Source organism: Flavobacterium sp., from assembly GCF_044357305.1.
In the GTDB taxonomy this organism is placed as follows: Bacteria; Bacteroidota; Bacteroidia; order Flavobacteriales; family Flavobacteriaceae; genus Flavobacterium.
Map to the genome: position 1 here is coordinate 17,543 of NZ_JBIKPS010000017.1, position 24,678 is coordinate 42,220.

The 24,678-nt window shown below is 33.2% G+C and carries 29 protein-coding genes; 8 read left to right on the forward strand and 21 right to left on the reverse strand.

The window, feature by feature from the left end:
- Position 1: 1 nt before the first annotated feature.
- The 15 genes from ACIQ2J_RS10655 to ACIQ2J_RS10725 all read right to left on the reverse strand — a co-directional run bounded on the left by ACIQ2J_RS10655 (position 2) and on the right by ACIQ2J_RS10725 (position 8,728).
- A complete protein-coding gene (locus tag ACIQ2J_RS10655) occupies positions 2-364 on the reverse strand; it encodes a DUF86 domain-containing protein (protein ID WP_396169530.1) in 363 nt (120 codons plus the stop codon).
- Positions 354-647, reverse strand: coding sequence for a nucleotidyltransferase family protein (locus tag ACIQ2J_RS10660; RefSeq protein WP_396169532.1), 294 nt, complete (start codon positions 645-647; stop codon positions 354-356). The genes ACIQ2J_RS10655 and ACIQ2J_RS10660 overlap by 11 nt, the downstream gene beginning before the upstream one ends.
- Positions 648-652: 5 nt before the next feature.
- Complete coding sequence (locus ACIQ2J_RS10665; protein WP_396169534.1) at positions 653-766, reverse strand: hypothetical protein; 114 nt, start codon at positions 764-766, stop codon at positions 653-655.
- 41 nt (positions 767-807) lie between these two features.
- Positions 808-918, reverse strand: coding sequence for a DUF4160 domain-containing protein (locus tag ACIQ2J_RS10670; RefSeq protein WP_396169537.1), 111 nt, complete (start codon positions 916-918; stop codon positions 808-810).
- Positions 905-1,174 (reverse strand): DUF2442 domain-containing protein, encoded by a 270-nt coding sequence (locus ACIQ2J_RS10675; RefSeq protein WP_396169539.1) that lies wholly within the window; start codon positions 1,172-1,174, stop codon positions 905-907. The genes ACIQ2J_RS10670 and ACIQ2J_RS10675 overlap by 14 nt, the downstream gene beginning before the upstream one ends.
- 4 nt (positions 1,175-1,178) lie before the next feature.
- The gene (locus ACIQ2J_RS10680; protein ID WP_396169541.1) at positions 1,179-1,709 is read right to left on the reverse strand and encodes a complex I 24 kDa subunit family protein; all 531 of its coding nucleotides are present in this window, start codon (positions 1,707-1,709) and stop codon (positions 1,179-1,181) included.
- A gap of 78 nt (positions 1,710-1,787) precedes the next feature.
- Positions 1,788-3,023: an NADH dehydrogenase (quinone) subunit D gene (gene nuoD / locus ACIQ2J_RS10685; protein ID WP_396169543.1), complete on the reverse strand. Its 1,236-nt coding sequence runs from the start codon at positions 3,021-3,023 to the stop codon at positions 1,788-1,790.
- A gap of 1 nt (position 3,024) precedes the next feature.
- On the reverse strand, positions 3,025-3,246 hold the full coding sequence (locus ACIQ2J_RS10690; protein ID WP_396169623.1) for a DUF86 domain-containing protein: 222 nt from the start codon (positions 3,244-3,246) through the stop codon (positions 3,025-3,027).
- A 117-nt stretch (positions 3,247-3,363) separates the two neighbouring features.
- The gene (locus ACIQ2J_RS10695; protein ID WP_396169545.1) at positions 3,364-3,663 is read right to left on the reverse strand and encodes a nucleotidyltransferase family protein; all 300 of its coding nucleotides are present in this window, start codon (positions 3,661-3,663) and stop codon (positions 3,364-3,366) included.
- A 3-nt stretch (positions 3,664-3,666) separates the two neighbouring features.
- Positions 3,667-4,188 (reverse strand): NADH-quinone oxidoreductase subunit C, encoded by a 522-nt coding sequence (locus ACIQ2J_RS10700; RefSeq protein WP_396169548.1) that lies wholly within the window; start codon positions 4,186-4,188, stop codon positions 3,667-3,669.
- 1 nt (position 4,189) lies between these two features.
- Entirely contained in the window at positions 4,190-4,735 is a 546-nt protein-coding gene (locus tag ACIQ2J_RS10705; RefSeq protein ID WP_396169550.1) for an NADH-quinone oxidoreductase subunit B, read from the reverse strand.
- A 31-nt stretch (positions 4,736-4,766) separates the two neighbouring features.
- Positions 4,767-5,132: an NADH-quinone oxidoreductase subunit A gene (locus ACIQ2J_RS10710; protein ID WP_396169552.1), complete on the reverse strand. Its 366-nt coding sequence runs from the start codon at positions 5,130-5,132 to the stop codon at positions 4,767-4,769.
- Between the two features lie 206 nt (positions 5,133-5,338).
- On the reverse strand, positions 5,339-5,539 hold the full coding sequence (locus ACIQ2J_RS10715; protein ID WP_396169554.1) for a cold-shock protein: 201 nt from the start codon (positions 5,537-5,539) through the stop codon (positions 5,339-5,341).
- A 220-nt stretch (positions 5,540-5,759) separates the two neighbouring features.
- Positions 5,760-7,511: an aspartate--tRNA ligase gene (gene aspS / locus ACIQ2J_RS10720; protein WP_396169557.1), complete on the reverse strand. Its 1,752-nt coding sequence runs from the start codon at positions 7,509-7,511 to the stop codon at positions 5,760-5,762.
- 92 nt (positions 7,512-7,603) lie between these two features.
- The gene (locus ACIQ2J_RS10725) at positions 7,604-8,728 is read right to left on the reverse strand and encodes an ATP-binding protein (protein ID WP_396169559.1); all 1,125 of its coding nucleotides are present in this window, start codon (positions 8,726-8,728) and stop codon (positions 7,604-7,606) included.
- A gap of 337 nt (positions 8,729-9,065) precedes the next feature.
- Between ACIQ2J_RS10725 and ACIQ2J_RS10730 the strand changes: the two genes are divergently transcribed.
- Entirely contained in the window at positions 9,066-10,061 is a 996-nt protein-coding gene (locus tag ACIQ2J_RS10730) for a TlpA family protein disulfide reductase (RefSeq protein WP_396169561.1), read from the forward strand.
- Positions 10,062-10,137: 76 nt separating this feature from the next.
- Here ACIQ2J_RS10730 and ACIQ2J_RS10735 read toward each other — a convergent pair whose 3' ends face one another.
- From ACIQ2J_RS10735 to ACIQ2J_RS10750, 4 genes are all read right to left on the reverse strand, one after another.
- Positions 10,138-13,608 carry an efflux RND transporter permease subunit gene (locus ACIQ2J_RS10735; RefSeq protein ID WP_396169564.1) on the reverse strand — a complete coding sequence of 1,157 codons (3,471 nt, stop codon included), beginning with the start codon at positions 13,606-13,608 and terminating at the stop codon, positions 10,138-10,140.
- A gap of 90 nt (positions 13,609-13,698) precedes the next feature.
- A complete protein-coding gene (locus ACIQ2J_RS10740) occupies positions 13,699-14,838 on the reverse strand; it encodes an efflux RND transporter periplasmic adaptor subunit (protein ID WP_396169566.1) in 1,140 nt (379 codons plus the stop codon).
- A 22-nt stretch (positions 14,839-14,860) separates the two neighbouring features.
- Positions 14,861-16,201 carry a TolC family protein gene (locus ACIQ2J_RS10745; protein ID WP_396169568.1) on the reverse strand — a complete coding sequence of 447 codons (1,341 nt, stop codon included), beginning with the start codon at positions 16,199-16,201 and terminating at the stop codon, positions 14,861-14,863.
- Positions 16,201-16,797, reverse strand: coding sequence for a TetR/AcrR family transcriptional regulator (locus ACIQ2J_RS10750; RefSeq protein WP_396169570.1), 597 nt, complete (start codon positions 16,795-16,797; stop codon positions 16,201-16,203). The genes ACIQ2J_RS10745 and ACIQ2J_RS10750 overlap by 1 nt, the downstream gene beginning before the upstream one ends.
- Positions 16,798-16,984: 187 nt before the next feature.
- On the opposite strand from ACIQ2J_RS10750, the gene ACIQ2J_RS10755 reads away from it, so the two are divergent.
- Both ACIQ2J_RS10755 and ACIQ2J_RS10760 read left to right on the forward strand, forming a co-directional pair.
- On the forward strand, positions 16,985-17,959 hold the full coding sequence (locus tag ACIQ2J_RS10755) for a polyprenyl synthetase family protein (protein WP_396169572.1): 975 nt from the start codon (positions 16,985-16,987) through the stop codon (positions 17,957-17,959).
- 86 nt (positions 17,960-18,045) lie between these two features.
- Positions 18,046-18,396 (forward strand): hypothetical protein, encoded by a 351-nt coding sequence (locus ACIQ2J_RS10760; RefSeq protein ID WP_396169625.1) that lies wholly within the window; start codon positions 18,046-18,048, stop codon positions 18,394-18,396.
- On the opposite strand, the gene ACIQ2J_RS10765 is transcribed toward ACIQ2J_RS10760, so the two are convergent.
- Positions 18,393-18,941 carry a hypothetical protein gene (locus tag ACIQ2J_RS10765; protein WP_396169574.1) on the reverse strand — a complete coding sequence of 183 codons (549 nt, stop codon included), beginning with the start codon at positions 18,939-18,941 and terminating at the stop codon, positions 18,393-18,395. The two genes, ACIQ2J_RS10760 and ACIQ2J_RS10765, sit on opposite strands and share 4 nt — an antisense overlap.
- A 116-nt stretch (positions 18,942-19,057) precedes the next feature.
- Here ACIQ2J_RS10765 and ACIQ2J_RS10770 point away from each other — a divergent pair, with 116 nt between their 5' ends.
- From ACIQ2J_RS10770 to odhB, 5 genes are all read left to right on the forward strand, one after another.
- The gene (locus ACIQ2J_RS10770; RefSeq protein WP_396169576.1) at positions 19,058-21,829 is read left to right on the forward strand and encodes a 2-oxoglutarate dehydrogenase E1 component; all 2,772 of its coding nucleotides are present in this window, start codon (positions 19,058-19,060) and stop codon (positions 21,827-21,829) included.
- Between the two features lie 170 nt (positions 21,830-21,999).
- Complete coding sequence (locus ACIQ2J_RS10775) at positions 22,000-22,236, forward strand: DUF2442 domain-containing protein (protein ID WP_396169578.1); 237 nt, start codon at positions 22,000-22,002, stop codon at positions 22,234-22,236.
- Between the two features lie 5 nt (positions 22,237-22,241).
- Entirely contained in the window at positions 22,242-22,544 is a 303-nt protein-coding gene (locus tag ACIQ2J_RS10780) for a nucleotidyltransferase family protein (protein WP_396169580.1), read from the forward strand.
- Positions 22,531-22,878 carry a DUF86 domain-containing protein gene (locus tag ACIQ2J_RS10785; RefSeq protein WP_396169582.1) on the forward strand — a complete coding sequence of 116 codons (348 nt, stop codon included), beginning with the start codon at positions 22,531-22,533 and terminating at the stop codon, positions 22,876-22,878. Before ACIQ2J_RS10780 ends, ACIQ2J_RS10785 begins: the two co-directional genes overlap by 14 nt.
- Positions 22,879-22,907: 29 nt before the next feature.
- A complete protein-coding gene (gene odhB / locus ACIQ2J_RS10790) occupies positions 22,908-24,131 on the forward strand; it encodes a 2-oxoglutarate dehydrogenase complex dihydrolipoyllysine-residue succinyltransferase (protein WP_396169584.1) in 1,224 nt (407 codons plus the stop codon).
- A gap of 70 nt (positions 24,132-24,201) precedes the next feature.
- Here the strand turns inward: odhB and ACIQ2J_RS10795 are convergent, their stop codons facing one another.
- Positions 24,202-24,645, reverse strand: a complete 444-nt coding sequence (locus ACIQ2J_RS10795) for a retropepsin-like aspartic protease (protein ID WP_396169587.1) — start codon at positions 24,643-24,645, stop codon at positions 24,202-24,204.
- Positions 24,646-24,678 lie beyond the last annotated feature (33 nt).

Sequence of the window (24,678 nt, forward strand, 5' to 3'; positions counted from 1 at the left end):
ACTATTTTAAATATTTGTCTAAATCTTTTACTATAATTTGAATCTCTTCTTTTAGAGGTATAATATCATCTTTTGCAATTTGATAGATGATGTCATAGTTTATTCTAAAATACTCGTGAACTATTAAATTTCTTGTTCCAATAATTTTTCTCCAAGGAGTTGCAATTTCTGGATGGTATAATATTTTTTCTGAAATATGATTAGAGGCTTCTCCAATAATTTCTAATAATCTTTCAGTTGCTAATTTTTTTTCTTTGTTTGATAAAAAATCTTCTAAACTAACATTGTTAAGAATCATTTCTATGTCTGCAATTGCTTCAATAATATGAATTATTCTTGCTTCATCTCCTAAATTATGCTTCATATATTAATTTTTTATCCTTATTAATATACTCTTCAATAAAAGGTGCTATATAATTTACAGAAACAAAATCAACTTCTTTATGTAATATTATCTTTATTTCTTCTTTCCAAAAAACATAGTTTAATCCAATATGTTTTGTATAATCCCAATCTATCAATAAATCAACATCGCTGTTTTCATCTGCCTCACCTCTTGCATAAGAACCAAATATATATACTTTTTTCACAGGTTTATCTGCAAAGAACGTTTTAATTTGATTTATTTGCGTAGTGGTCAATTTCATTTTTATTAATTTAACGGTTCAATTTTATTAAATGTTCCATTATCAGAATTTGATAAATTTTTCCAATTTTCTATTAATTCGTCTTGATGTAATGATGCCCATTCAATAACTAATGCCAATGCTTTTGAAGGGAATTTCCCGTTTAAAACTGCAAAATTATCTATAGAATCATTATTTGAAAATCATTATACTTTGCATGAAAATGCGGTGGATTATGATCTTGTAGATACATGTAAATTATTATTCCATAAAATCTACTAATCTCTGGCATATTCTTCAAAGGTTTTGTTTATGATTTTCAAATAAAATGCATTTGAATCCATATCCAAGATATCATTCCAAATAATTATATTATCTATAATTTTAAAGTTTTTAAAATTATTTTCATCATTCCAATATTCAAAAACTCCTTTTCCTTTCAAATTTGATAATTCAATTTCACCATTTATCCCATCATCAAATTTTAAGAATAATTTATAGTTTTCCAATGGCTTAGCCTCTATTATATTTGGAAAATTTTTATTCATTTTCTTACTTATCGTGTAAAGTGATTTTTCCGTCTTTACAATCTTCTACCAATTGATCAATTTTTTCTTTGGTTAAATGCTCTTGGTAGAAATCTCCCAATTGCATCATCGGAGCATAACCACAAGCCCCAAGGCATTCTACACCGCGAACTTCAAATTGTCCGTCTGCAGTAGGTTCGCCAACTTTTACACCTAATTTTGAACAAGTGTAATCCATTAAATCTTCTACTCCGTTTTGACAACAAGGGGAAGTTTGACAGAATTCAAACATGTATTTTCCGATTGGTCTTTGGTTATACATGGTGTAAAATGTTACCACTTCAAAAACTTCAATAGGTTGTATTTCAAGAATTTCAGCCACTTTTATCTGCAAATCGGTACTTAACCAATTGTCGTGCGCATCTTGAACTTCGTGCAAAACTGGCAATAAAGCCGATTTCTTTTTGCCTTCAGGATAATGACTGATTAATTCGTTGATGCGTGTCATCAAAGATTCGGTCATGTTTATTTCTTGTTGGATATGTGTTTTTTCCATTTCTAATTTAGATATTAAATTTTAGATAATAGATATTCAAATCTGCAATCTAAAATCTGCATTCTGCAATCTTATTTCTTATGCGTCTAATTCTCCTGCAATTACATTTAAACTGGATAGTATTACAATAGCATCAGATAACATTCCGCCTTTAATCATTTCAGTATAGGCTTGATAGTAAATAAAACAAGGTCTTCTAAAATGCAAACGATACGGTGTTCTGCTACCATCGGTTACTAAATAAAATCCTAATTCTCCATTTCCTCCTTCTACTGGATGGTAGATTTCAGCTACTGGAACTGGAACTTCACCCATCACAATTTTGAAGTGATAAATTAAGCTTTCCATATTGTGGTATACATCTTCTTTAGGAGGCAAATAATAATCAGGAACATCCGCATGAATTGGACCTTCTGGTAATTTTGCTAATGCTTGTTTGATGATACTTAAACTTTCCCAAACTTCAGCATTACGAACGCAAAAACGATCGTAAGTATCGCCTGATTTTCCTACTGGAATATCAAATTCAAAATCTTCATACGAGGAGTATGGTTGTGCTTTTCTAACATCATAATCAATTCCTGCAGCACGTAAATTAGGACCTGTTAAGCCGTATTGCATTGCGCTTTCGGCAGTGATTGGACCAACGTTAACCGTTCTGTCAATGAAAATTCTATTTCTTTCGAATAAATTTTCAAATTCTTTCCAAGCAACTGGAAAATCAGTTAAAAATGTATCTAATTTTTTGAAAGCAGCTTCGGACCAATCTCTTTCGAAACCGCCAATTCTACCCATATTGGTTGTTAAACGAGCACCACAAATTTCTTCGTAGATCTCGTAAATTTTTTCACGAAATTGGAATACATAAAGGAAACCAGTATAAGCTCCTGTATCTACTCCAAGAATTGAATTACAGATTAAGTGATCAGAAATACGCGCCAATTCCATTACAATTACTCTAAGATATTGCGCTCTTTTAGGAACTTCAATTTCTAATAGTTTTTCCACCGTCATCCACCACGCCATGTTATTGATTGGAGAAGAACAATAGTTCATTCTATCGGTCAAAACATTTACTTGGTAAAATGGGCGGTTTTCTGCAATTTTTTCAAAAGCACGGTGAATATAACCAATGGTTGGTTCTGCATCAAGGATACGTTCACCATCCATCAACAAGATATTTTGAAAAATACCGTGTGTTGCTGGGTGGGTTGGGCCAAGATTTAATATGGACAGTTCGCTTCCGTCTTCGTTGCGAGTTTGTTCAATAACTTTGGCATATCGATGCTCTGGTAATAATAATAAGTCTGACATTCTATAATGTTGAATTATTTATTTTGTTTTCTATTTCTATTTTAAGACTTGGAATATGATTTATAATGATACTCCAAATGTTTTCATCGGATATACTATCGTAAGCATGGATGATTTGGTTTCTTAATCCAATTATTCTGCGGGCATTAGTAATTTGAATTTCAGAATTTTCTTTTAAAACTCTACTTACGGCCTCCCCAATTATTTCTAAATTTCTTTCTATACCTCTTTTTAATAAGGCATTTTTACTATAATTTGAAAAAGTTTTTTTTCTTTTAACAAAAAGCTGTCAATTTCTTCAATAGCTAATTTTATATCAAATAATGACTTTAAAACTTTCTCATCCATAAATCAGCTGTTTTTCTCTATCGACAACTTTTCTGAATATTGGATTTTTTATTGCTTGATTTTCAACTAAATCAATAGGTCTATTAAGTAACAATTCTACTTTTTCCTTAAAATCCATGTAATTGTCAAAATAATCTTTTAAATCTATTGTCGAAAATTGAATCAACATATCAATATCGCTTTCATCATTAAATTTTTCAGTTAATATAGAACCAAACAAATACAATTGTTTTACATGGTGATCCATGCAAAGCTGATCTAGTTTTTGTTTATGTTTTTCTATCAACGTCATTTGTTATAACTTTTGTGCTGTTCTTCCAAAGAAACGATCGTCTTTGTCGGTTCTTCCACTATCTTCCATTGGAAATTCTTTTCGCATTGGGAAAGACACCATTTCATCCATATTTAAAATACGTTTCAATTGTGGATGCCCTTTAAATACAATTCCGTAAAAATCCCAAGTTTCTCTTTCCATCCAATTGGCGCAAAGAAATAAGTCAATGATTGTATTTACTTCTGGATTTTCACCAGATAAATACGTAGTGACTCTTACTCTTACATTTTCAATCCAATTATGTAAATGATAAACTACTGCAAATTGATGATTAGCATCATTTTCTGGGTAGTGGACACCGCATAAATCAGTAAGGAAATGAAAATTCAAATCTTCTTCTGTTTTTAAAGTTCGAATTACTTCGTGAATTGCTTCTGGAGTAGCTTCGAAGGAAAAAATATCGCGATTAATCCCAAAGTTCAACACTTTGTCGCCAAATTTATTTGTAATTTTTTCTTGGATGTAGGTTGTTTCTAAAGCCATTTTATAAGTTATAAGAAGCTAATAATTCCACATATTCTGGAGAACTTCTTCTGCGAACAGATTCGTTTCTTACTAATTCTTGTAATTGCATTACGCCATCCACAATTTGTTCTGGTCTTGGTGGACATCCTGGAACATAAACATCTACAGGTATTACTTTGTCAATTCCTTGTAAAACCGAGTACGTATCGAAAACACCACCTGAACTTGCACAAGCACCAACGGCAATTACCCAACGAGGTTCACTCATTTGTTCGTATACTTGGCGTAAAATAGGTGCCATTTTTTTGGAGATAGTTCCCATTACCATTAGCATATCCGCTTGACGAGGAGAAAAACTCACACGTTCAGAGCCAAAACGAGCTAAATCGTAATGCGAGGCCATCGTAGCCATGAATTCAATTCCACAACAAGAAGTAGCAAAAGGTAAAGGCCAAAGCGAATTTGCGCGCGCCATACCAACCACATCGTTTAGTTTGGTTGCAAAAAAACCTTCTCCTGTAACTCCTTCTGGCGGATCAACCATATTTATTTTAGAATCACTCATTTATAATTCGTAATTTACAATTCGTAATTTATTATTCCCACTCTAATGCTTTTTTCTTCAAAATGTAGAAGAAACCAATTAATAGAAGCAGCATAAAGATAACCATCTTAATCATCCCGTCTATACCTAATTCTCTAAAGTTTACCGCCCAAGGATATAGAAATATTACCTCTACATCAAAAAGTACAAAAAGTATAGCGACAAGGAAATATTTTACTGAAAATGGAATACGGGCATTTCCTACAGATTCAATACCACACTCAAAGTTTTTATCTTTATTTTTAGAATGTCTTTTTGGACCTAAAAAGCTTGATCCAATGATAGTTGCAACAACAAATCCTATAGCAAGGATTGCCTGCATTAGTATTGGTATATAATCGTGTTGTGTAGATTGCATAATCTCTAATTTAAAGTCTTTTTCTAAAATGATTGCAAATATACATTGCATTATTTAATTCGCAAAAAGCTAGGGTTAATCGTTTGTTATTTATTGGTCAAAAGCACTTATTTAAACTAATTCTAAATAATAAAAAGAGATGAAAAAAAACGCCCCGATATAATCGAGACGTTTTAAACATTTAGGTAACCAAAAAATAATATATATTAGTCTTCGATAACTTCTACTTGAGCAGCTACTTTACCTTTTCTTCCTTCTTCTTCTTCGTAAGAAACTTTGTCACCTTCATTAAGTGATTCAGCTTTAATACCTGTTGCGTGAACGAAAATGTCTTTTCCATTTTCATCATCTGTAATGAATCCGTAACCTTTAGACTCATTGAAAAATTTAACTGTACCTGTGCGCATTTTGTAATGTAAAAAAATTAATAATGCCCAAAGATATACTTATTTCTGACACAGCAAACAAAAACGCAATAAAATTTTAAATTATTTTTAACATCCTACATTTCTAAATAAATGATTTTCAGATAAATATTTGAATTATGTGTAAAATTCTTAATAAAAAAGCAACTATTTATGATTTTTTAAATAGCTGCTTTCTAATAAGTTGCGAATTCAACATTAATTACTTTAAATTAACATTTATGTGTAATTCCTTTAATTGTAGGTCGTCAATAACGGATGGTGCATCAATCATAACGTCTCTTCCAGAATTGTTTTTTGGGAATGCAATAAAGTCACGAATGGTTTCTTGACCGCCTAAAATTGCTACTAATCGATCCAATCCGAAAGCTAATCCTCCGTGTGGTGGTGCGCCAAATTGGAAGGCATCCATTAAAAATCCAAATTGGTTGCGGGCTTCTTCTTCGGTGAAACCTAAATATTTAAACATTAATTGTTGCGTAGCTTTATCGTGAATACGAATAGAACCACCACCAATTTCATTTCCGTTTAATACCATATCATAGGCATTCGCACGAACTTTTCCAGGATTGGTAGCTAACAATTCCATGTCTTCTGGTTTTGGTGAAGTAAATGGATGGTGCATGGCGTGCCATCTTCCAGATTCTTCGTCTAATTCTAACAATGGAAAATCTACTACCCATAATGGTGCAAATTCTGCAGGATTTCTTAATCCTAAACGAGTTGCTAGTTCCATACGGAGTGCAGAAAGTTGGGTTCTAGTTTTATCTGCAGGACCAGATAGCACAAAAATCATATCGCCAGCTTTAGCTCCGGTTATTTCCGCCCATTTTTTTAAATCGTCTTGGTCATAGAATTTATCTACGGAGGATTTATAGCTTCCGTCTTCTTCACATTTAACATATACCATTCCAGAAGCTCCAACTTGAGGGCGTTTTACCCAATCAATTAAAGCATCTATTTCTTTACGCGTAAAAGTTGCACAGCTTGGTGCTGCAATTGCAACTACTAGTTCTGCGCTATTAAATACAGGAAATTCTTTATGTTGTGCTACGGCATTCAATTCACCAAATTCCATTCCGAAACGGATGTCTGGTTTGTCATTTCCGTACGTTTTCATGGCGTGATCGTAGGTCATTCTTGGAAATTTTTCTACTTCAATACCTTTTATTTCTTTTAGCAAATGACGGGTTAGTCCTTCAAATACATTTAAAATATCTTCTTGTTCTACAAATGCCATTTCGCAATCGATTTGGGTGAACTCGGGTTGTCTATCGGCACGTAAATCTTCATCTCGGAAACATTTCACAATTTGAAAATATTTATCCATTCCACCAACCATCAACAATTGTTTGAAAGTTTGAGGCGATTGCGGAAGTGCATAAAATTGTCCTTCATTCATTCTACTTGGCACTACGAAATCTCGAGCACCTTCGGGAGTAGACTTAATTAAATACGGAGTTTCTACTTCGCAGAAATCTAAATTAGAAAGATAATTTCTAACGGCTTGTGCTACTTTATGACGAAAAAGCAAACTGTTTTTTACTGGATTTCTTCTAATGTCTAAGTAACGGTATTTCATTCGGATGTCTTCACCACCATCGGTTTCATCTTCAATAGTGAACGGAGGTGTTAATGACGCATTAAGAATAGTCATTTCGGTAACTAGAATTTCAATTTCTCCGGTTGCAATGTTATTGTTTTTGGCTTCTCGCTCAATAACGGTTCCTTTTACTTGTACTACAAATTCTCTTCCAAGGGTTTTGGCCAATTCGAAAACCGTTTTCTCAGAACGACTTTCGTCAAATAATAATTGCGTTATTCCATAACGGTCGCGCAAATCTACCCAATTCATGAATCCTTTATCTCTTGATTTTTGAACCCATCCGGCAAGGGTAACTTCAGTATTAATATGACTAGCGTTCAATTCGCCACAATTATGACTTCTATACATTGGAATTTAATTTAGAGTGCAAATTTAGGACTTAATATGAATATATGAAAGAATAAAAAACTTCCAAATTAACGATTAACTATTCGTGTCATTTATAATAAGAATTCTTCATAAGTAATAGGTGTAATTATTTCGGATTTTACATTAGCATAATTTCCTGAAAACGTTACGGGTATTTTATTTTTGGCTTTAACGTTCCATTTTATTTCGCATGCTAAAATTTGTTCCCCCTTTTTTTCAATATAATCTATTTCCTGTTGTTGTGTTGTTCTCCAAAAATAGGAGATTGCTTCATTTTGTTGAATGTTTAGATATTTAATACGTTCGCTAATGATGTAGTTTTCCCATAGACTACCAATATCGGTTCTTTGAGACAATGGGTTGAAATTTCCTGTAACCGCATTGATAATTCCGTTGTCATAAAAATAGATTTTTTTGCCTTTTTTTATTTCATTTCTGATGTTGCTGGATAAAGCCGGAAGTTTAAAAATCACAAATGCTTTTTCAAGAAGATCAATATATTTTTCAATTGTTTTATTATCTATTTGAATGAGTCTCGAGAGTTCATTGTAATTTACCTCGCTACCAACTTGAAGCGCAAGTGCTTTGACGATTTTTTGAAGTAAAACAGGTTTTGCTATTTGCTCTAACAAAAACAAATCTTTATATAAATAACTGTTGGCTATCAATTTTACATGCTCTTTAGCATCTATTGAATTTGTTATTATTTCGGGATAATTACCATATATAAGCCTTTGTTCTAAGGCTCTTTTTTCTTCTAACAAACCATTGTGTTCAACCATTTCGCTAAATGCAATTGGAAACAAAAATAGTTCGTATTTTCTTCCGGTTAATGGTTCATTTAGTTTGTTTGCCAATTCAAAACTAGAAGAACCCGTAGCTATTACTTGCACCGTTTTTATTTGGTCTACAATAATTTTAATAACAATACCAATATTTGTAATACGTTGCGCTTCATCAATAACCAGAATTTCGTTGTCACCAATGATATTCTTTAGTTTACTCGCGTTTGGGTTTTCAAATAAAACAAGCACATCCGATTCGTCTCCGTTAAGAAAAAGCGTTTTCTTATTTAAGTCGGCAATTAAATTTTCAACAAAAGTAGTTTTCCCTACTTGCCTTGGTCCAAAAACGAGTAGTGCTTTTCCTTTGAATAATCTTGCTTTGGCAAAGTTTGTTTGTTCTCTTCGAATCATACAAAGTTGATTTTATATCCTACAAAAGTAAATAAATTTCTATATATTCTAAAATAATTATGGTTTTATTAGATTTTAATCTAAAATTATTATAATTTTATTGGATTTAATTCCAAAATTATTATGTTTTTTTCGTAGTCTACAATTAGCCTTATTTTATGAAATAATAATTTTATTGTCAATGGATTGATAGTATGCTTTGCTAAGCTTTCAATAAACTCTAGTGCATAATAAAAAAAACTTCCAACGAAATAAATACTAAAAATTTTCTTAATAAAGAAATACTCCTAAATAAAATTAGTTACTTTTGGTTTTATAAAATTTTAAAATTGATAATATGAAGAAAATAGTGTTTGTTTTATTTGCTATAATTTTGGCAAATACCGGCCTTGCTCAAGATAAGGTCACTTTTCATGCTGATATTGCCAATAGAAATGGAGATGCAATTTTTATCAAAACTCCTGAAGGCAAAACTCTTAAAGAAATAAAAGTCAACGACAAGGGGATGTTTACTAGTTCTTTTTCTGTTGAATCGGGATTGTATCTTTTATTTGATGGTTCAGAATATACAATTGTATATTTAAAAAATGGATTCAATATTTCGCTTAAAATGGATGCTCAAAATTTTGACGAAAGTATTTTTTATACCGGAAAAGGAGAAAAAGAAAATAATTATTTAGCCCAAAAATCACTTGTGAATGAAAAATACGAGGCTAAAATGAGTGAGGCTAAAGACGAAAAATCTTTTGCAGGCTTAATTGAAAGTTTCAAAAAGGAATTTAAAGATAAGTTAGATTCAGGAGGATTTGATACTGATTTTGTTAAAGAAGCCAATAAATTGGTAGAGAGTGAAAGCAAAAACATGCAAGCACAGTTTGACGTAGTTATGAAAATGGCAAAAATTAATGGTTCGGTTGCTCCAACTTTTAATTATGAAAATTTTGCAGGAGGAAAAACTAAACTAGAAGATTTAAGAGGGAAGTATGTTTATATAGATGTGTGGGCTACTTGGTGCGGACCTTGTAGAGGAGAAATTCCTTCATTAGCAAGAATAGAGGAAAAATATAAAGGTAAAAATATTGCTTTTGTAAGTATTTCTGTGGATGAAGATAAAGATCATGATAAATGGAAAAAATTTGTAACAGATAAACAATTAGGAGGCATTCAATTATTTGCAGATAAAAACTGGAATTCCGAATTTATTACCTCTTTTGGAATTAATTCTATTCCGAGATTTATCTTAATTGATCCTAAAGGAATTGTAATTAATGCGGATGCTCCAAGACCATCTGACCCTCAATTGCAAGAAAAATTGGATAGTTTATTGAAGTAATTTCAATCTATTTTAAATATAAAAAAGGTCGTTTCATTAATTTGAAACGACCTTTTTAGTTTAACCAATATTTAGATTATTCTTCCGTACTAAGTCTTGCTTGTCTTCTGTCGCGTAACCAATATTTGGTTCTTTTTACCAGGTAGAACATTACCGGAACCATAACCAGAGTTAATACCGTAGCATAGGTTAATCCGAAGATGATGGTCCAGGCTAAAGGTCCCCAAAACATTACATTGTCACCACCCATAAACAAGTGCGGATTCAAGTCGGTAATTAAGGAGAAGAAGTCAAAGTTCAACCCAATCGCTAACGGAATTAATCCTAAAACGGCAGTTAAGGCAGTTAATAAAACCGGACGTAAACGCGATTTTCCAGACTCAATAATTACTTCTTTTATTTCTTCTAAAGATAAATCGTCATGGCTTTCTAAATGTTTATCGGCAACTTTCTTGTCTAATAATAATACAAAGAAATCCATTAATACAATTCCGTTTTTCACTACAATTCCCGCCAAGGATATAATTCCCATCATGGTCATTAAGATCACGAAATCCATATTGGCAATTACGTATCCATAAAATACACCACTAAAACTTAGTATTACCGTAAATAAAATCACCATAGTTTTTGAAACAGAATTAAATTGCAAAACAATAATAACCGTAATTCCAGCCAAGGCTAAAAACAAGGCATACATCAAGAAACTTTGGTTTTTTCCTTGTTCTTCTTGAACTCCAGAGAAGGAATAAGTAGTTCCTTTTGCTAATTCGTATCCTTTTAATTCGGTTTGAATTTGTTTGGTAAGCGCATCGCCATTATAACCAGTTAAAACATTAGAATAAATAGTCATTATTCGTTTCTGATTTTTTCTTTTGATTTGATTATAAGTTGTCGTTTTTTCGGTTTGAGAAATAGCAGAAATAGGCACTTGCACTATTTGTCCGTTGTTCTGATTTCTGAAAGTTAACGATTGGTTGAACAAGATGTTTTCGTTCTTACGTTGGTCGTCTTGCATACGCATCGTAATTTTATAATCGTCATCTCCTTCTTTATAAGTTGAAATTTCTTGACCATAAACCGAACGACGCAAGTTGAAACCCAATTGTCCTGTAGAAACTCCCAAACTTCCGGCGTTAACACGATCGACTTTTACTTCTAGTTCCGGACTTTCTTTATTGACATCTACATTCAATCGTTCGATTCCAGCAATATTTTTAGAATCGATAAACGTGATCATTTTTGCTGCTTCTTTAAGCATCACATCATAATCGGTTCCTGTTAATTGGATACTAATTGGATATCCAGCAGGTGGACCGTTGGCATCTTTTTCTACCGTAACTTTTGCGCCTGCAATACCTTTTACTTTGCTTCGAATTTCTTCTAGAACATCTGTTGTGTTGATGCCTCTTCGGAATTTAAACTCCGAGAAATTCACGGTTACTTTACCTTTATAAGGAGTTTCCGAAGCCGATCCTGCATCTAAATTTGGATTACCAGCACCTTTTCCAACTTGGGAAACAATCGATTCTGCCAAGAAGTTTTTATTGGTTTTAGGATCTTCAATATATTTGCTAAGAATAGAAATTACTTGTTTTTCTACAAAAAGAGTGGCTTTATCGGTTTTTTGAATGTCGGTTCCTTGCGGATATTCAATATAGGTTATTACCTGCCTTGGGATGTTTTCTGGGAAGAACAATACTTTTCTTGGAAAAATTCCCAATAAAACAAAAGAGAAAATTAACATTCCAATGATGGCTCCAAGAGCAATCCAAGATGCTTTACCAGTTAGAATTTTACCTAAAAACACTTTGTATTTTTCTTCCATTCTTGGAAAAAAACTATGTTGAAAATCTTGTGTCCATTGGTATATTTTGATTTTATACAACCACATTAATCCCAATGAAATTATCGCTAAATGTCCGATGGCTTTTGCAAAAGTCGAATCGTAGATATTTCCAAGTAAAACAAAAATAAAACCAATTACAGTAAAAATTATGGAATATTTTTTTGCCGATTTTTTAGTCACATTTTTATCTTCAATATCCATTGAACCACCCGTCATGGCTGCATTCACAACCATCGCCACAAATAACGAAGCCGATAAAGTAATAGTTAATGTAATAGGGAAGTATTTCATGAATTTACCCATAGTTCCGGGCCAAAGTGCAAATGGCAAAAATGCCATAAGGGTTGTAGCCGTTGAAGAAATTACCGGCCAAGCGATTTCACCAATACCAATTTTGGAGGCTTGAACGCGGTTCAGTCCTTTTTTCATGTTGGCAAAAACGTTGTCGACCACTACAATTCCGTCGTCAACCAGCATTCCTAATCCCATAACTAAGCCAAACAAAACCATTGTGTTTAAAGTCAATCCCAATGCCGAAAGAATGGTAAATGCCATCAACATCGATAACGGAATTGCAGCTCCAACAAACAAGGAATTTCGTAATCCCATGGTAAACATCAAAACAATCATTACCAGCACAATTCCGAAGATAATGTGGTTGGAAAGTTCACTCACCTGATGTTCTACACGTGACGATTGGTCGTTAGTAAGTTCTATTTTTAAGTCGGAAGGTAAATAGGTGATTTTTGCTTTTTCCAGTTTTTCTTTTACCTGTTCAATCGCCGAAATCATGTTTTGGCTAGCACGTTTTTTTACGTTAAGCATTACTACTTCAGTTCCTTTTTCACGTGCATAAGTTGTTTTTTCTTTTTCTTTAAAACTTACAACTGCTATGTCTTTTAAGTAAACGGTTCCGCCATACGATTTCACGATGATGTTCTCCAGTTCTTTAGGGTCTTGAATTTCCCCAACAATTCTAATGTTGTTTCGGGATCCTTGGGATACTAAATTTCCGCCGGAAAGCGTCATGTTTTCGTATTTAACTGCATTTTGAATTTCATCAAAAGTGACTTGGGCTGCGGTCATTTTGAAAATATCCACTGCAATTTCTACCTCTTTGTCATCCACCCCTAGAATGTCCACTTTTTTCACTTCGGGAACTTCCTCAATATCATCTTGAAGCAATTCACCATATTTTTTAAGTTGTTGCGTGGTATAATTCCCCTCTAGGTTGATGTTCAAAATTGGCACTTCTTCCGAAATATTCAATTCAAAAACATTTGGTTCTACCTTGCTTCCATTATCTAAATTAGGCCAATTGGTATCGGCTTTTACCACATCTACCTTGTCTTTAATTTTGGTTTTGGCCGCATCAATGGTTACTTTATCAGAAAATTCTACCACAATCATTCCATAATCTTGAAACGAACTTGAAGTAATTTTTTCTACACCAGAAATGTTTTTAAACTCTTTTTCTAAAGGTTTAATGACTAATTTCTCTACATCTTCGGCAGAGTTTCCAGGAAACACAGATGAGATATATACTTTATTTTCAATAATTTCCGGAAAATCTTCTCGGGGCATGGTAACATAGGCAATAATTCCCGTTACAACTATCAATAAGGTTAAGATATACACCGTAACCCGATTGTCAACCGCCCAACTCGATATGCTAAATTCTTTGTTTTTGTGACTCATATTTTTAGTTTATAAGTTTATAAGTTTAAAAGTTTAGGATGCTGTTTAGTTTTAACTAAACTACTAAACTTTTAAACTACTAAACTTTTTTTAGAAATTCAATTTCATTCCTTCGGAGATTGTATTTACACCTTCGGTAACGATAACATCTTTTGCAGTTAAACCACTAACAATTTCGGTTACATTATCGGATGATTTTCCAGTGCTTACAATCACTTTTTTAGCAATACCTGTTTTGCCATTTATTTCGGTTGCAATAAATACAAATTTGTCTCCTTTACCATCTTCTTGTACCACATTAGTAGGTACTACAATAGCATTTTTACTAACGTAATCGGTGATTTTAAGTTTAGCAACTTGATTTGGACGCAATAAATTTTCTGGATTCGGAACGCTTACTTCTATACCAAAACTTCTATTGCTTGGGTTTACAAAACTTGCCACCTGACGCACTTTTCCTTTGTAGGTTTTTCCTAGAGAAGTTAAGAAAACCTCTACTTCGGTACCCACTTTAAGTTTCCCAATATAGGTTTCTGGCACAGTGGTAGAAACGTACATATTATTTAAATTCACAATTCGCAGCAATCCTTGAGCGCTTGGTGCAACAACTTGTCCTTTTTCAACAAAAACATCATCAATAGTTCCACTAAATGGTGCTTTTATTACTGTTTTATTTAATTGTGCTTTGATTTGAGCAACACCTCTTTGAGCAGAAATCATTTGTGTTTGTGCTTGTAAATACTGAATTTCAGAACCAATTTTTTGATTCCAAAGATTTTTCTGGCGTTCGAAAGTGGTTTTTGCTAGAGCATATTGGTTTTCTAAACTTGCTACTTGCTGGCTCAAACCTGCATCATCTACACGACCTAAAACTTGTCCTTTCGAAACTTGTTGACCTGCTTTTACGTTTAATGCTACTAAAGTTCCCTGAAATTCTGGTTGTACTAAAATATTTTCTTTTGTATTTACACTTCCTTGTACTTCAAGATAATGCGTAAAAGTAGTATCGTTTACTTCTAAAACCGAAACTAATGCTTCGTCTTTTTTAACATCCAATGTTGCTAAAGCATCATCAATTTTTGCTAAATCGGCCTGAATTAATGCTTTTTTTGCTTGAAGGGCGGTAACGTTTTTGGAAGCAATTATGCTATCAATATTTGTGTTGTCTTCTTTCTTTCCGCAAGAAAAGATTAGTATTGAGAATGTGGAAATTAGGATTATTTTTTTCATTTTTATAAAGAGTTTTACTATATTATTTGTTTCCGATTACTTTTTCTAATGCTGCTTTTTTACTGATTACATCCACCATAGTCTGTAAATAACTTTGTTGGGAAGTGTATAATTGACGCTGGGCTTCCGTAAAATCAAAACTACTTGAAAGTCCTTCTTTGAATTTGATTTGTTGTTTTTTCTCGATACGTTCTGCTAATTTTAAATTTTCTTTTGAACTGTTGTATTGTTCAATGCTGTATTCATAATTGCTTTTGGCATTTTGATAACCGAGTTTTAGTTTTTGTTCGGCATCGGTTAAATCGGTTTTTGCTTTTTCTAATGCTATTTTTGCTTGTTGCGTTCTAGCACTTCGAGCAAAACTGCTAAATAAAGGCACGTTTAAACTTATCCCAAGATTGGAATAATTAAAATACCGTTGGCTAGAATTGAAAAATGAAAAGGTATTTCCAAAAGAATTATATCCAAAATTCACTCCTGCGGCTAAGGTTGGCAAGGCTTTACTTTTTTGTAATTTCATTTCTAAATTACGTTGATCTACAAAATTTTGAGAAATTAGGTAATTGATATTTCCTTTTGGATCAAATTCCGCAGATTTTAAAGCCAAATCCAAATTGTTTTGTGCTAATAGTTCTAGTTTATCGGATAAAGTAAGCGCAGCATCAATGTCGATTCCTAAATTTACTTTTAGCATTTTCATACTAATTTCTTTTAATCGGGTAACATAATTCAAGTTACTATTTACAGAAGATAAGGTGATTTTTAACTGCTCGACATTTTCTTCTTCAATAAGACCATTTTTATAGGTTTGATCGGTATCAAAAAGGGTTTTCTCTAATATTACTTTATTTTTTTGCAAAATTTGAACACTTTCGTCTGCTAATAAAACATTACCATAAGCATTGATTATCATTTCTTTAACTTCTGAATCTGTTTTTACTTTGTAGTTTTCATAAAATTGAAGATACGTTTTAGAAGCCTGAAGCGCTACTATATACGATCCATCAAAAATTAATTGTGTTAAGGATAAACTACCGCCACCATTGTGCTTGGTTCCAAAAGTAACTTCAGCGAATTCTCCCGCAGGACCACCAAAAATTTGCGCTGGCAATAGTGATGTTTGCAATTTAAAGTTGTCTTGATAGTTTACTGCTCCATTTATTTGAGGCAAACCCATAGCAGTGGTTTCCCATTTTTTCTTTTTCGCAATTTCAATGTCTCTTCCAGCATTTATTTCACTTCTGTTGTTAGTCAAAGCATGTGAAATTGCTTGTTCTAAACTAAAATTATAAATTTGCTTTGCCTCTTGCGATTGAGCAGCAAGTGCAAAAACGAATAAGGGGATAATAAAAAGTTTTTTCATTAGTGGTTGTAATTTTGTAATTGTTTTTCAAGTTCAAGTATTCCTTTGGTCGTTGCCATCGCTCTAGTGTGGTATTCTAATATTTCTAATTCTATTTTTTGCCCTTCTTTTTCAGAGCTAATTTGTTCTTTGATGCTAAAGATTAAAGTGTAATAAAATTTAATATAATTTTCTACACCAATCTCTTTTCGATACAAACCCTCTTCGATTCCTTTGTCAATATTTTGCTTAAAAAGAGTGTTGCACTCTTCCATTTCTCGGGATATTACTTTTGTATAGATTTCAGGATAATGTTTTTTCATTTGATAAATTGGTGATGTGTCTGCCGATTTAAACATTTCTTTAAACATCTTTCGTATTTCGAAATTTTCTTCAATTGCATTGTGTTTCTTGTCGATAATCTTGGCAATAATAGTGTGAATTTCGGCATGAACCATTGCAGTGCTTTCCTCAATTAATATTTCTTTATTGCAAAAGTACTTGTAAATTGTTTTTTTAGAAATGCACATTTCTCCAGCAATATCATCCATAGTGACACTTTTAAAACCAAGTTTTAAGAATAAATCACTCGCTTTGGACATTATTTTATCTTTCATGTTCTGTTATTTCGAGTGCAAAGATACCTTGGAAACTTTAAATACTAAAATAGTTTCCAAAGTATTTTGATAAATTTAACATTTAAGAAGTTGTAGGTTATAGGTTATAGGTTGTGAAAGTTTTAATTAGTATTTTTGCGATAATAAAACTCACAACATAAAAACTTACAACGCACAACTATAAAAAATGCACGCAATTTCCCATTATCAAGAACTTATTACCGATTATTTTTCAGAATTACATTTGACTAAAGATCCTAAAAATCTTTACGAACCAATTGAATATATTTTATCTCTTGGTGGAAAAAGAATGCGTCCGATTTTGACCTTAATGGCAGCCGAAGTTTTTGATATAGATTGCAAAAAGGCATTAGCAGCAGCAACGGCTATTGAGGTATTTCATAATTTTTCTTTGGTTCATGATGATATTATGGACGATGCACCTTTGCGAAGAGGCAACGAAACCGTGCACGAAAAATGGAACATCAATACCGGAATTCTATCTGGAGATGCCATGCTGATTTTGGCCTACCAACATTTTGAAGAATACGAACCAAAAATCTTTAGAGAATTAGCCAAATTGTTTAGTAAAACAGCGCTGGAAGTTTGTGAAGGACAGCAATACGATGTTGATTTTGAAACTAGAGACGATGTTACGATTCCCGAATATCTAAAAATGATTGAATATAAAACGGCAGTTTTAGTCGCAGCTGCTATGAAAATGGGAGCTATTGTTGCTGAAACTACCACAGAAAACGCGGATTTGATTTATAATTTTGGATTAAATTTAGGTCTGGCATTTCAATTGCAAGACGATTATTTGGATGCTTTTGGCGACCCGGAAACTTTCGGTAAGCAAGTAGGTGGGGATATTATTGAAAACAAAAAAACCTATTTGTACTTAAAGGCGATTGCTTTTTCGGATGAAAACCAAAAAAACCAATTGATGCATCTTTTCTCTATTCATCCTCCGGATAATGTAGATAAAATTACTTCCGTAAAAGAGATTTTCAATGCTTCAGGTGCTTCAAGTGCCACACAACAAGCCATCCAAGATTTTACCTTGAAGGCATTTGAAACTTTAGAAAAAATGAATATATCTTCGGACAAAAAAAGCATGTTGCGGGCTTTTGGCGAAAATTTAATGAATAGAAATGTATAATAGAAAATCCAATTTTTTAAATCCCAAATTCCAATGGGACTCTTTTTTAAAGTTTGGAATTTGGAATTTTAATTTTGGAATTTAACATGTATGTAGCTCCAATTTCCACAGATAATTTACTTTCGGAAGCCGAAAAAGAAAACTTGTATGTTAAACTGATTGAACAGTTAAACAAGGATTTTAACTTTGCAAATGAACCTATAGATTTGCCTATTGATCTCCTCCCAGAAGAGTTGAAAGCCCAACTTCATGAAAAAATCTACCGATTGATTCAGTATAAATTTGCCGAATATTTAAGTTTGCTTTACATTGTTGATGTTCCAGAAGATCAAGTAAAAAAACTGGATGGTTCGGATATCATGGAATTATCCCAACAAGTGGCTTTCTTGGTTTTAAAACGGGAATGGATGAAAGTTTGGTTTAGGAGTAGGTACTAAAAATAAACTCTAATAAACGGCATCAAAGCATCACTATATACGTTTTTGTCTTTATTAAACAAAAGGTTGTACCGCATACCAACAGTAACATTATCCGTTCGATAACCTCCACCGATAAACAATCCGGTATTCCAAAAATTATCTTTTAAGGTGCCTTTTGTTGGATTTCTAAAGGTATTGTTTACCCGCACTTGCTCTACTTCTAATGAAATTTGTAATTCCTCTACAGGATTGAAGAGAGTAATGACATTTAAGCCATAAATAGCGGAACTATAAAAATCCTTTTGCGAAACAATACTTCCTTGCAATCCGGCACCAATAGAAACATAGTGATTGAGGTTGTAAATTGCACTCGGGGCAACCGTTACATCGGTAAATCCAGAGCCAACACTTACGCCAAAACCTCCCCCAAATTGTACGTGTTTCCAAAAATCATTTTTAGGAGCAGCAGAAGCAGCTGTTTGTCCATAAATACCAATACTAGTTCCGATAAAAAATAAAATTGTTAACGTTTTTGTTAAAATTTTTACAGAATTCTTTTCCATAGGGATGTATATATTTATTTAGCGATATAAAAGTAGTAAAAACATAGAAAGATTGTTATAAATATTTTACTTTTGCATAAATTTTTTCAACTACACGATTACTTATATAAAAAAATATGGATAGGTTTTCTTTCTTAAACGCAGCACACACCGAGTTTTTCGCACAATTATACGATCAATATATTGAAAATCCAGACAGCGTAGAGCCAAGCTGGAGAGCATTTTTTCAAGGTTTCGATTTTGGAATGGAAACCTATAACGAAGAGACTTCTGGGACACAAATTGCCAATTATGTAGCAACCTCTACCGATAATGGCCAAGTGTCTGAAAAGTTACAAAAAGAATTTAATGTTCTTAAACTTATTGATGGCTATAGAACTAGAGGTCATTTATTTACTGAGACCAATCCTGTGCGCGATAGAAGAACTTACGAGCCAAATTTGGATTTGGTTAATTTCAACCTTTCGGACGCCGATTTGAATACGGTTTTTGATGCCGCTAAAGTTTTAGGACACCAACCTTCTACCTTAAAAGACATACTTTCTCATCTTAAAAAAGTGTATTGCCAACACATTGGTATTGAATACATGTATATGAGAAAACCGGAAGTGATTCAGTGGATTCAAAATAAATTGAATGTCAACGATAACCTTCCTAGTTTTGATGCCAATCAAAAAAAGCACATTCTTGGAAAATTAAACGAAGCAGTTTCGTTTGAAAACTTTCTTCACACTAAATACGTAGGTCAAAAAAGGTTCTCTCTTGAGGGAGGGGAAAGTATAATTCCAGCACTTGATGCTTTAATTGAAGCTGCTGCTGAAAAAGGTGTAGAACATTTCGTAATGGGAATGGCGCACCGAGGTAGATTGAATATTTTAGCTAATATATTTGGTAAAAATACCCAAGATATTTTTTCAGAATTTGACGGAAAAGATTACGATCAAGAATATTTTGACGGTGATGTAAAATACCATTTAGGATTAACCTCCGAAAGAACTACTGAGTCAGGTAAAAAAATCAATCTAAACTTAGCTCCAAATCCTTCGCATTTAGAAACTGTTGGAGCCGTAATTGAAGGAATTACGCGTGCTAAACAAGACCGTCTTTTTCCAAATGATTTCTCTAAAGTATTGCCAATTGCCGTTCACGGAGATGCCGCAGTTGCTGGACAAGGAATTGTATACGAAATTGTTCAAATGGCACAATTAGACGGATACAAAACCGGTGGAACCATTCATATCGTAATCAACAACCAAGTTGGCTTTACTACCAATTACCAAGACGCTCGTTCGTCTGTTTATTGCACGGATGTGGCTAAAGTGACTTTGTCTCCAGTTCTTCACGTCAATGCAGATGATGCCGAAGCCGTGGTTCATGCCATGTTGTTTGCATTAGATTTCCGAATGGAATTTGGTCGTGATGTGTTTATTGATTTATTAGGTTACAGAAAATACGGTCATAACGAAGGTGACGAACCACGTTTTACACAACCTGTTTTATATAAAATAATTGCTAAGCATCAAAATCCTAGAGATATTTATGCCGAAAAATTGATTAAAGACGGAATTGTAGATGCTGCCTATTTAACCAAAATAGAAAACGATTACAAAGAACGTTTGGATGAAAATTTACAAGCTTCTCGTAAGAAAGATTTAACCATTATCAAGCCATTTATGCAAGATGAATGGAATGGTTTCGAACAAGTTTCTGACGATGTTATGCTTCAAAAGTTTGACACAAAATTTGATAAAAAACAATTAACCGAAATAGCAACGCAAATTTCTTCTTTGCCTTCGGACAAAAAATTCATAAATAAAATTTCTAAAATTGTTAACGACAGAAAAACCATGTACGATAATAATGTTATCGATTGGGGGACTGCCGAAACCTTGGCTTATGGATCCTTATTACATGAAGGATATAATGTGCGTGTTTCCGGACAAGATGTTGAAAGAGGAACTTTTTCACACCGCCATGCCGTAGTAAAAGTTGAAGATAGCGAAGAAGAAGTAATTCTTTTAGATACATTAAAAAACAGCAAAGGAAAATTCCAAATTTACAATTCCTTATTATCCGAATACGGAGTTTTAGGATTTGATTATGGATACGCCCTAGCATCCCCAAAAACATTAACTATTTGGGAAGCACAATTTGGAGATTTTTCTAACGGATGTCAAATCATGTTGGACCAATACATCTCTTGTGGTGAAGACAAATGGAACAACCAAAACGGAATTGTTCTTTTATTGCCTCACGGATACGAAGGACAAGGCGCAGAGCATTCATCTGCTAGAATGGAGCGTTATTTACAACTTTGTGCGCGTCATAATATGTACGTTGCCGATTGTACCACGCCAGCCAATTTCTACCACTTGTTGCGTAGACAAATGAAAACCAAGTTCCGTAAGCCATTGGTAGTATTTACACCAAAAAGTTTATTGCGTCATCCGCTTTGTGTGTCAACACAAGAAGATTTATACAACGGGGAATTTCAAGAAACTATTGACGACAATTCAGTAGACAAGAAAAAAGTAAAAACTGTAGTTTTCTGTACTGGAAAATTCTATTATGATATTCTTGCAGAAAGAGGAAATTTAGAAAGAAATGATGTAGCTTTGGTTCGGATTGAGCAATTGTTTCCATTGCCAGTAGAGCAGTTGAAAGCTATTATTGCTAGTTATCCAAATGCCGATGATTACGTTTGGGCACAAGAAGAGCCTAAAAACATGGGAGCTTATAGTTTTATGTTGATGAATTTCGATTTAGTAAAATGGAGATTAGCATCGCTTAAAGCTTATGCAGCACCAGCAGCAGGAAGCAGCACTCGAGATAGAAGACGTCATGCCGATGCTATTAGAATGGTTTTTGATAAAAATTTATTTAGATAATTTTTTTAAGGAGCTAATCCTGCTATTCGCTTCAATCTTTTAATTTTTTTTACTGTTTTTGTAAGCTAAAAAAGGAGCTTCTTGGGTCGCTCTTTTTTATCAACAAAAACTAGCAAAAAAAATCAAAAGGATTTTCGCTTCTATCAGGGCTAAAAATGTAAATTTGTAAGATGAGTTTCGTAACAATTAACAAATCGAAAAACGCAATAAATATTGCTTTTGAAAATTCTAAAATTATTTTATTTTTAGAAGATGGAAGAGAATTAGCAATCCCATTAGAATGGTTTCCAAGATTAAGAAAGGCTACTCAGGAACAATTAAATAAATGGCGATTAATTGGCAAAGGAGAAGGAATTCATTGGGAAGAAATTGATGAAGATATTTCAGTAGAAAATTTATTAGAATAGAAACAATGCTCAACAAACAAGACATATTTCAAACAATACTAAACAACAAAGACGCTATTAAAGGCTTTGGTGTTAATGAAATTGGTTTGTTTGGGTCGTATGTTAGAAATGAGCAAACAAGTGAAAGTGATATTGATTTCTTAGTGGATTATAACAAGGGAGAAATGGATTTTTTTAAATTTATTCATTTTTGCGATATGATGGAAAGACTATTCAAAGACTTAAAAGTGGATGTAGTTACCAAAAATGGACTTTCGGAATTTATTGGACCCTATATTTTAAAAGAAGTAGAATATGTCAAAATCTGATATTGAATATTTAAGACATATTAAAAAAGAATGTGATTTTTTAATGGATACTTCTATTAATCTATTAGAGGATGATTTTTATGAAAATGAAATATTAAAAAGAGCCTTTACAAGATGCCTTGAAATAATTGGGGAAGCATCCAAAAGAGTAGATGCTGAATATAGAGATAAATATCCTTTTATTCCTTGGAAAGAAATGGCGGGAATGCGAGATAAAATTATTCATTATTATGAAGGAGTGGATTATTCTGTAGTTTGGTTTACTATTACAGATAGAATTCCAGAATTGCATTTTCAAATTGAACAAATAATAAACGAACACGACAATAAATAATATAAAATTCATCATTTAAAATAAATACAATGATTTTAGAAATGAAAGTCCCTTCACCGGGAGAATCGATTAAAGAAGTTGAAATTGCAACTTGGTTAGTAAAAGATGGCGATTATGTTGAAAAAGACCAAGCTATTGCTGAGGTAGATTCGGATAAAGCTACACTTGAATTACCTGCAGAAGCTAGCGGAATTATTACGCTAAAAGCGGAAGAAGGTGATGCTGTAGCTGTTGGTGCTGTAGTTTGCTTAATTGATACCAGCGCTGCAAAACCAGCAGGGGATGTTCCAGCAAAAGAAGAAGCAAAACCAGTTGTTGCAGAAGCTCCGAAAGCAGAAGCTCCAAAGGCGGCTCCTGTTGCAGAAAAAACCTATGCTACTCAAGCGCCATCACCGGCTGCTAGAAAAATATTAGACGAGAAAAACATCCAACCAGCAGCAGTTGTTGGCACAGGAAAAGGCGGAAGAATTACCAAAGATGATGCTGTAAATGCAACACCTTCTATGGGAACTCCAACAGGTGGAACTCGTGGTTCTGAAAGAACAAAACTATCAATGTTGCGTCGTAAAGTTGCCGAAAGATTGGTTGCTGCTAAAAACGAAACGGCCATGTTAACTACTTTCAATGAAGTAAACATGACGCCAATCAACTTGATTCGTAATGAATACAAAGATGCTTTCAAAGCAAAACATGGCGGATTAGGATTGGGCTATATGTCGTTTTTCACAAAAGCAGTTACTAGAGCTTTGGCTTTGTTTCCTGATGTGAATTCGATGATAGATGGTGATTTTAAAACGGCTTATGATTTCTGTGATATCTCAATTGCAGTTTCTGGACCAAAAGGATTGATGGTTCCTGTTGTTCGTAACGCAGAGAATTTATCCTTCCGTGGTGTTGAAGCCGAAATTAAAAGATTGGCAATAAAATCTCGTGATGGTCAAATCACAGTAGATGATATGACAGGTGGAACCTTCACTATTACTAATGGTGGTGTTTTCGGAAGTATGTTATCTACTCCAATTATCAATCCTCCTCAATCTGGAATTTTAGGAATGCACAATATTATTGAGCGTCCAATTGCGGTAAATGGTAAAGTAGAAATTCACCCAATGATGTATGTGGCTCTTTCTTATGATCACCGAATTATTGATGGTCGTGAATCGGTTGGATTCTTAGTTGCGGTTAAAGAAGCATTGGAAAATCCTTTAGAATTATTGATGCTTGGTGATGCTAAAAAAGCATTAGAATTGTAAATATAACTTTGTCTTTCAGACTAAGCAAGAATCTAAATCCCGTTCAGTTTTTCTGAGTGGGATTTTTTATTTAAATTTTCTTCAAATAAAAACAGTGGTTGAAGTAATCAATAATTGCTTTGCCTTCGATAAGAATATCAGCACCAATAATCCCTTGAACGGGTTTGGCTTTGTGTTGTACAAGCGCTTCATTAACATGCGATAAATCGAAAATCACTAAATGAAATTCGGTATTTTTCCACTTGCCAATTTGTAACAGATTGTCTTTTGCCAATTGGGTAAACATTCCAGTTGCGCCTGCCCCAGATGCTTTAGTTTTTGATTTTCCAGCAGTAAGTTGGAATAACTCAATACCCTCAAAACCTACACAACTATTACTTGCGCCCGTATCCAAGATAAAGTTTCCTTTAATACCATTGACACTTGCTTTTATTAGCAAATGTTGCGTTTTAGTAACTTTGAAGTTTATTTTTTGGTAGCCTTCCTTTTTTAATAGAATTGGTAGTGTTTCCATACATCAAAAGTAAATTAAAATTCGAAAATAAAG

Bases quoted from the DNA above. Each gene is read 5' to 3' on its own strand.
- ACIQ2J_RS10655 (WP_396169530.1), bottom strand. From the start codon at position 364: ATGAAGCATAATTTAGGAGATGAAGCAAGAATAATTCATATTATTGAA.
- ACIQ2J_RS10660 (WP_396169532.1), bottom strand. From the start codon at position 647: ATGAAATTGACCACTACGCAAATAAATCAAATTAAAACGTTCTTTGCA.
- ACIQ2J_RS10670 (WP_396169537.1), bottom strand. From the start codon at position 918: ATGCCAGAGATTAGTAGATTTTATGGAATAATAATTTACATGTATCTA.
- ACIQ2J_RS10675 (WP_396169539.1), bottom strand. From the start codon at position 1,174: ATGAATAAAAATTTTCCAAATATAATAGAGGCTAAGCCATTGGAAAAC.
- ACIQ2J_RS10680 (WP_396169541.1), bottom strand. From the start codon at position 1,709: ATGGAAAAAACACATATCCAACAAGAAATAAACATGACCGAATCTTTG.
- nuoD (WP_396169543.1), bottom strand. From the start codon at position 3,023: ATGTCAGACTTATTATTATTACCAGAGCATCGATATGCCAAAGTTATT.
- ACIQ2J_RS10695 (WP_396169545.1), bottom strand. From the start codon at position 3,663: ATGACGTTGATAGAAAAACATAAACAAAAACTAGATCAGCTTTGCATG.
- ACIQ2J_RS10700 (WP_396169548.1), bottom strand. From the start codon at position 4,188: ATGGCTTTAGAAACAACCTACATCCAAGAAAAAATTACAAATAAATTT.
- ACIQ2J_RS10705 (WP_396169550.1), bottom strand. From the start codon at position 4,735: ATGAGTGATTCTAAAATAAATATGGTTGATCCGCCAGAAGGAGTTACA.
- ACIQ2J_RS10710 (WP_396169552.1), bottom strand. From the start codon at position 5,132: ATGCAATCTACACAACACGATTATATACCAATACTAATGCAGGCAATC.
- ACIQ2J_RS10715 (WP_396169554.1), bottom strand. From the start codon at position 5,539: ATGCGCACAGGTACAGTTAAATTTTTCAATGAGTCTAAAGGTTACGGA.
- aspS (WP_396169557.1), bottom strand. From the start codon at position 7,511: ATGTATAGAAGTCATAATTGTGGCGAATTGAACGCTAGTCATATTAAT.
- ACIQ2J_RS10725 (WP_396169559.1), bottom strand. From the start codon at position 8,728: ATGATTCGAAGAGAACAAACAAACTTTGCCAAAGCAAGATTATTCAAA.
- ACIQ2J_RS10730 (WP_396169561.1), top strand. From the start codon at position 9,066: ATGAAGAAAATAGTGTTTGTTTTATTTGCTATAATTTTGGCAAATACC.
- ACIQ2J_RS10735 (WP_396169564.1), bottom strand. From the start codon at position 13,608: ATGAGTCACAAAAACAAAGAATTTAGCATATCGAGTTGGGCGGTTGAC.
- ACIQ2J_RS10740 (WP_396169566.1), bottom strand. From the start codon at position 14,838: ATGAAAAAAATAATCCTAATTTCCACATTCTCAATACTAATCTTTTCT.
- ACIQ2J_RS10745 (WP_396169568.1), bottom strand. From the start codon at position 16,201: ATGAAAAAACTTTTTATTATCCCCTTATTCGTTTTTGCACTTGCTGCT.
- ACIQ2J_RS10750 (WP_396169570.1), bottom strand. From the start codon at position 16,797: ATGAAAGATAAAATAATGTCCAAAGCGAGTGATTTATTCTTAAAACTT.
- ACIQ2J_RS10755 (WP_396169572.1), top strand. From the start codon at position 16,985: ATGCACGCAATTTCCCATTATCAAGAACTTATTACCGATTATTTTTCA.
- ACIQ2J_RS10760 (WP_396169625.1), top strand. From the start codon at position 18,046: ATGTATGTAGCTCCAATTTCCACAGATAATTTACTTTCGGAAGCCGAA.
- ACIQ2J_RS10765 (WP_396169574.1), bottom strand. From the start codon at position 18,941: ATGGAAAAGAATTCTGTAAAAATTTTAACAAAAACGTTAACAATTTTA.
- ACIQ2J_RS10770 (WP_396169576.1), top strand. From the start codon at position 19,058: ATGGATAGGTTTTCTTTCTTAAACGCAGCACACACCGAGTTTTTCGCA.
- ACIQ2J_RS10775 (WP_396169578.1), top strand. From the start codon at position 22,000: ATGAGTTTCGTAACAATTAACAAATCGAAAAACGCAATAAATATTGCT.
- ACIQ2J_RS10780 (WP_396169580.1), top strand. From the start codon at position 22,242: ATGCTCAACAAACAAGACATATTTCAAACAATACTAAACAACAAAGAC.
- ACIQ2J_RS10785 (WP_396169582.1), top strand. From the start codon at position 22,531: ATGTCAAAATCTGATATTGAATATTTAAGACATATTAAAAAAGAATGT.
- odhB (WP_396169584.1), top strand. From the start codon at position 22,908: ATGATTTTAGAAATGAAAGTCCCTTCACCGGGAGAATCGATTAAAGAA.
- ACIQ2J_RS10795 (WP_396169587.1), bottom strand. From the start codon at position 24,645: ATGGAAACACTACCAATTCTATTAAAAAAGGAAGGCTACCAAAAAATA.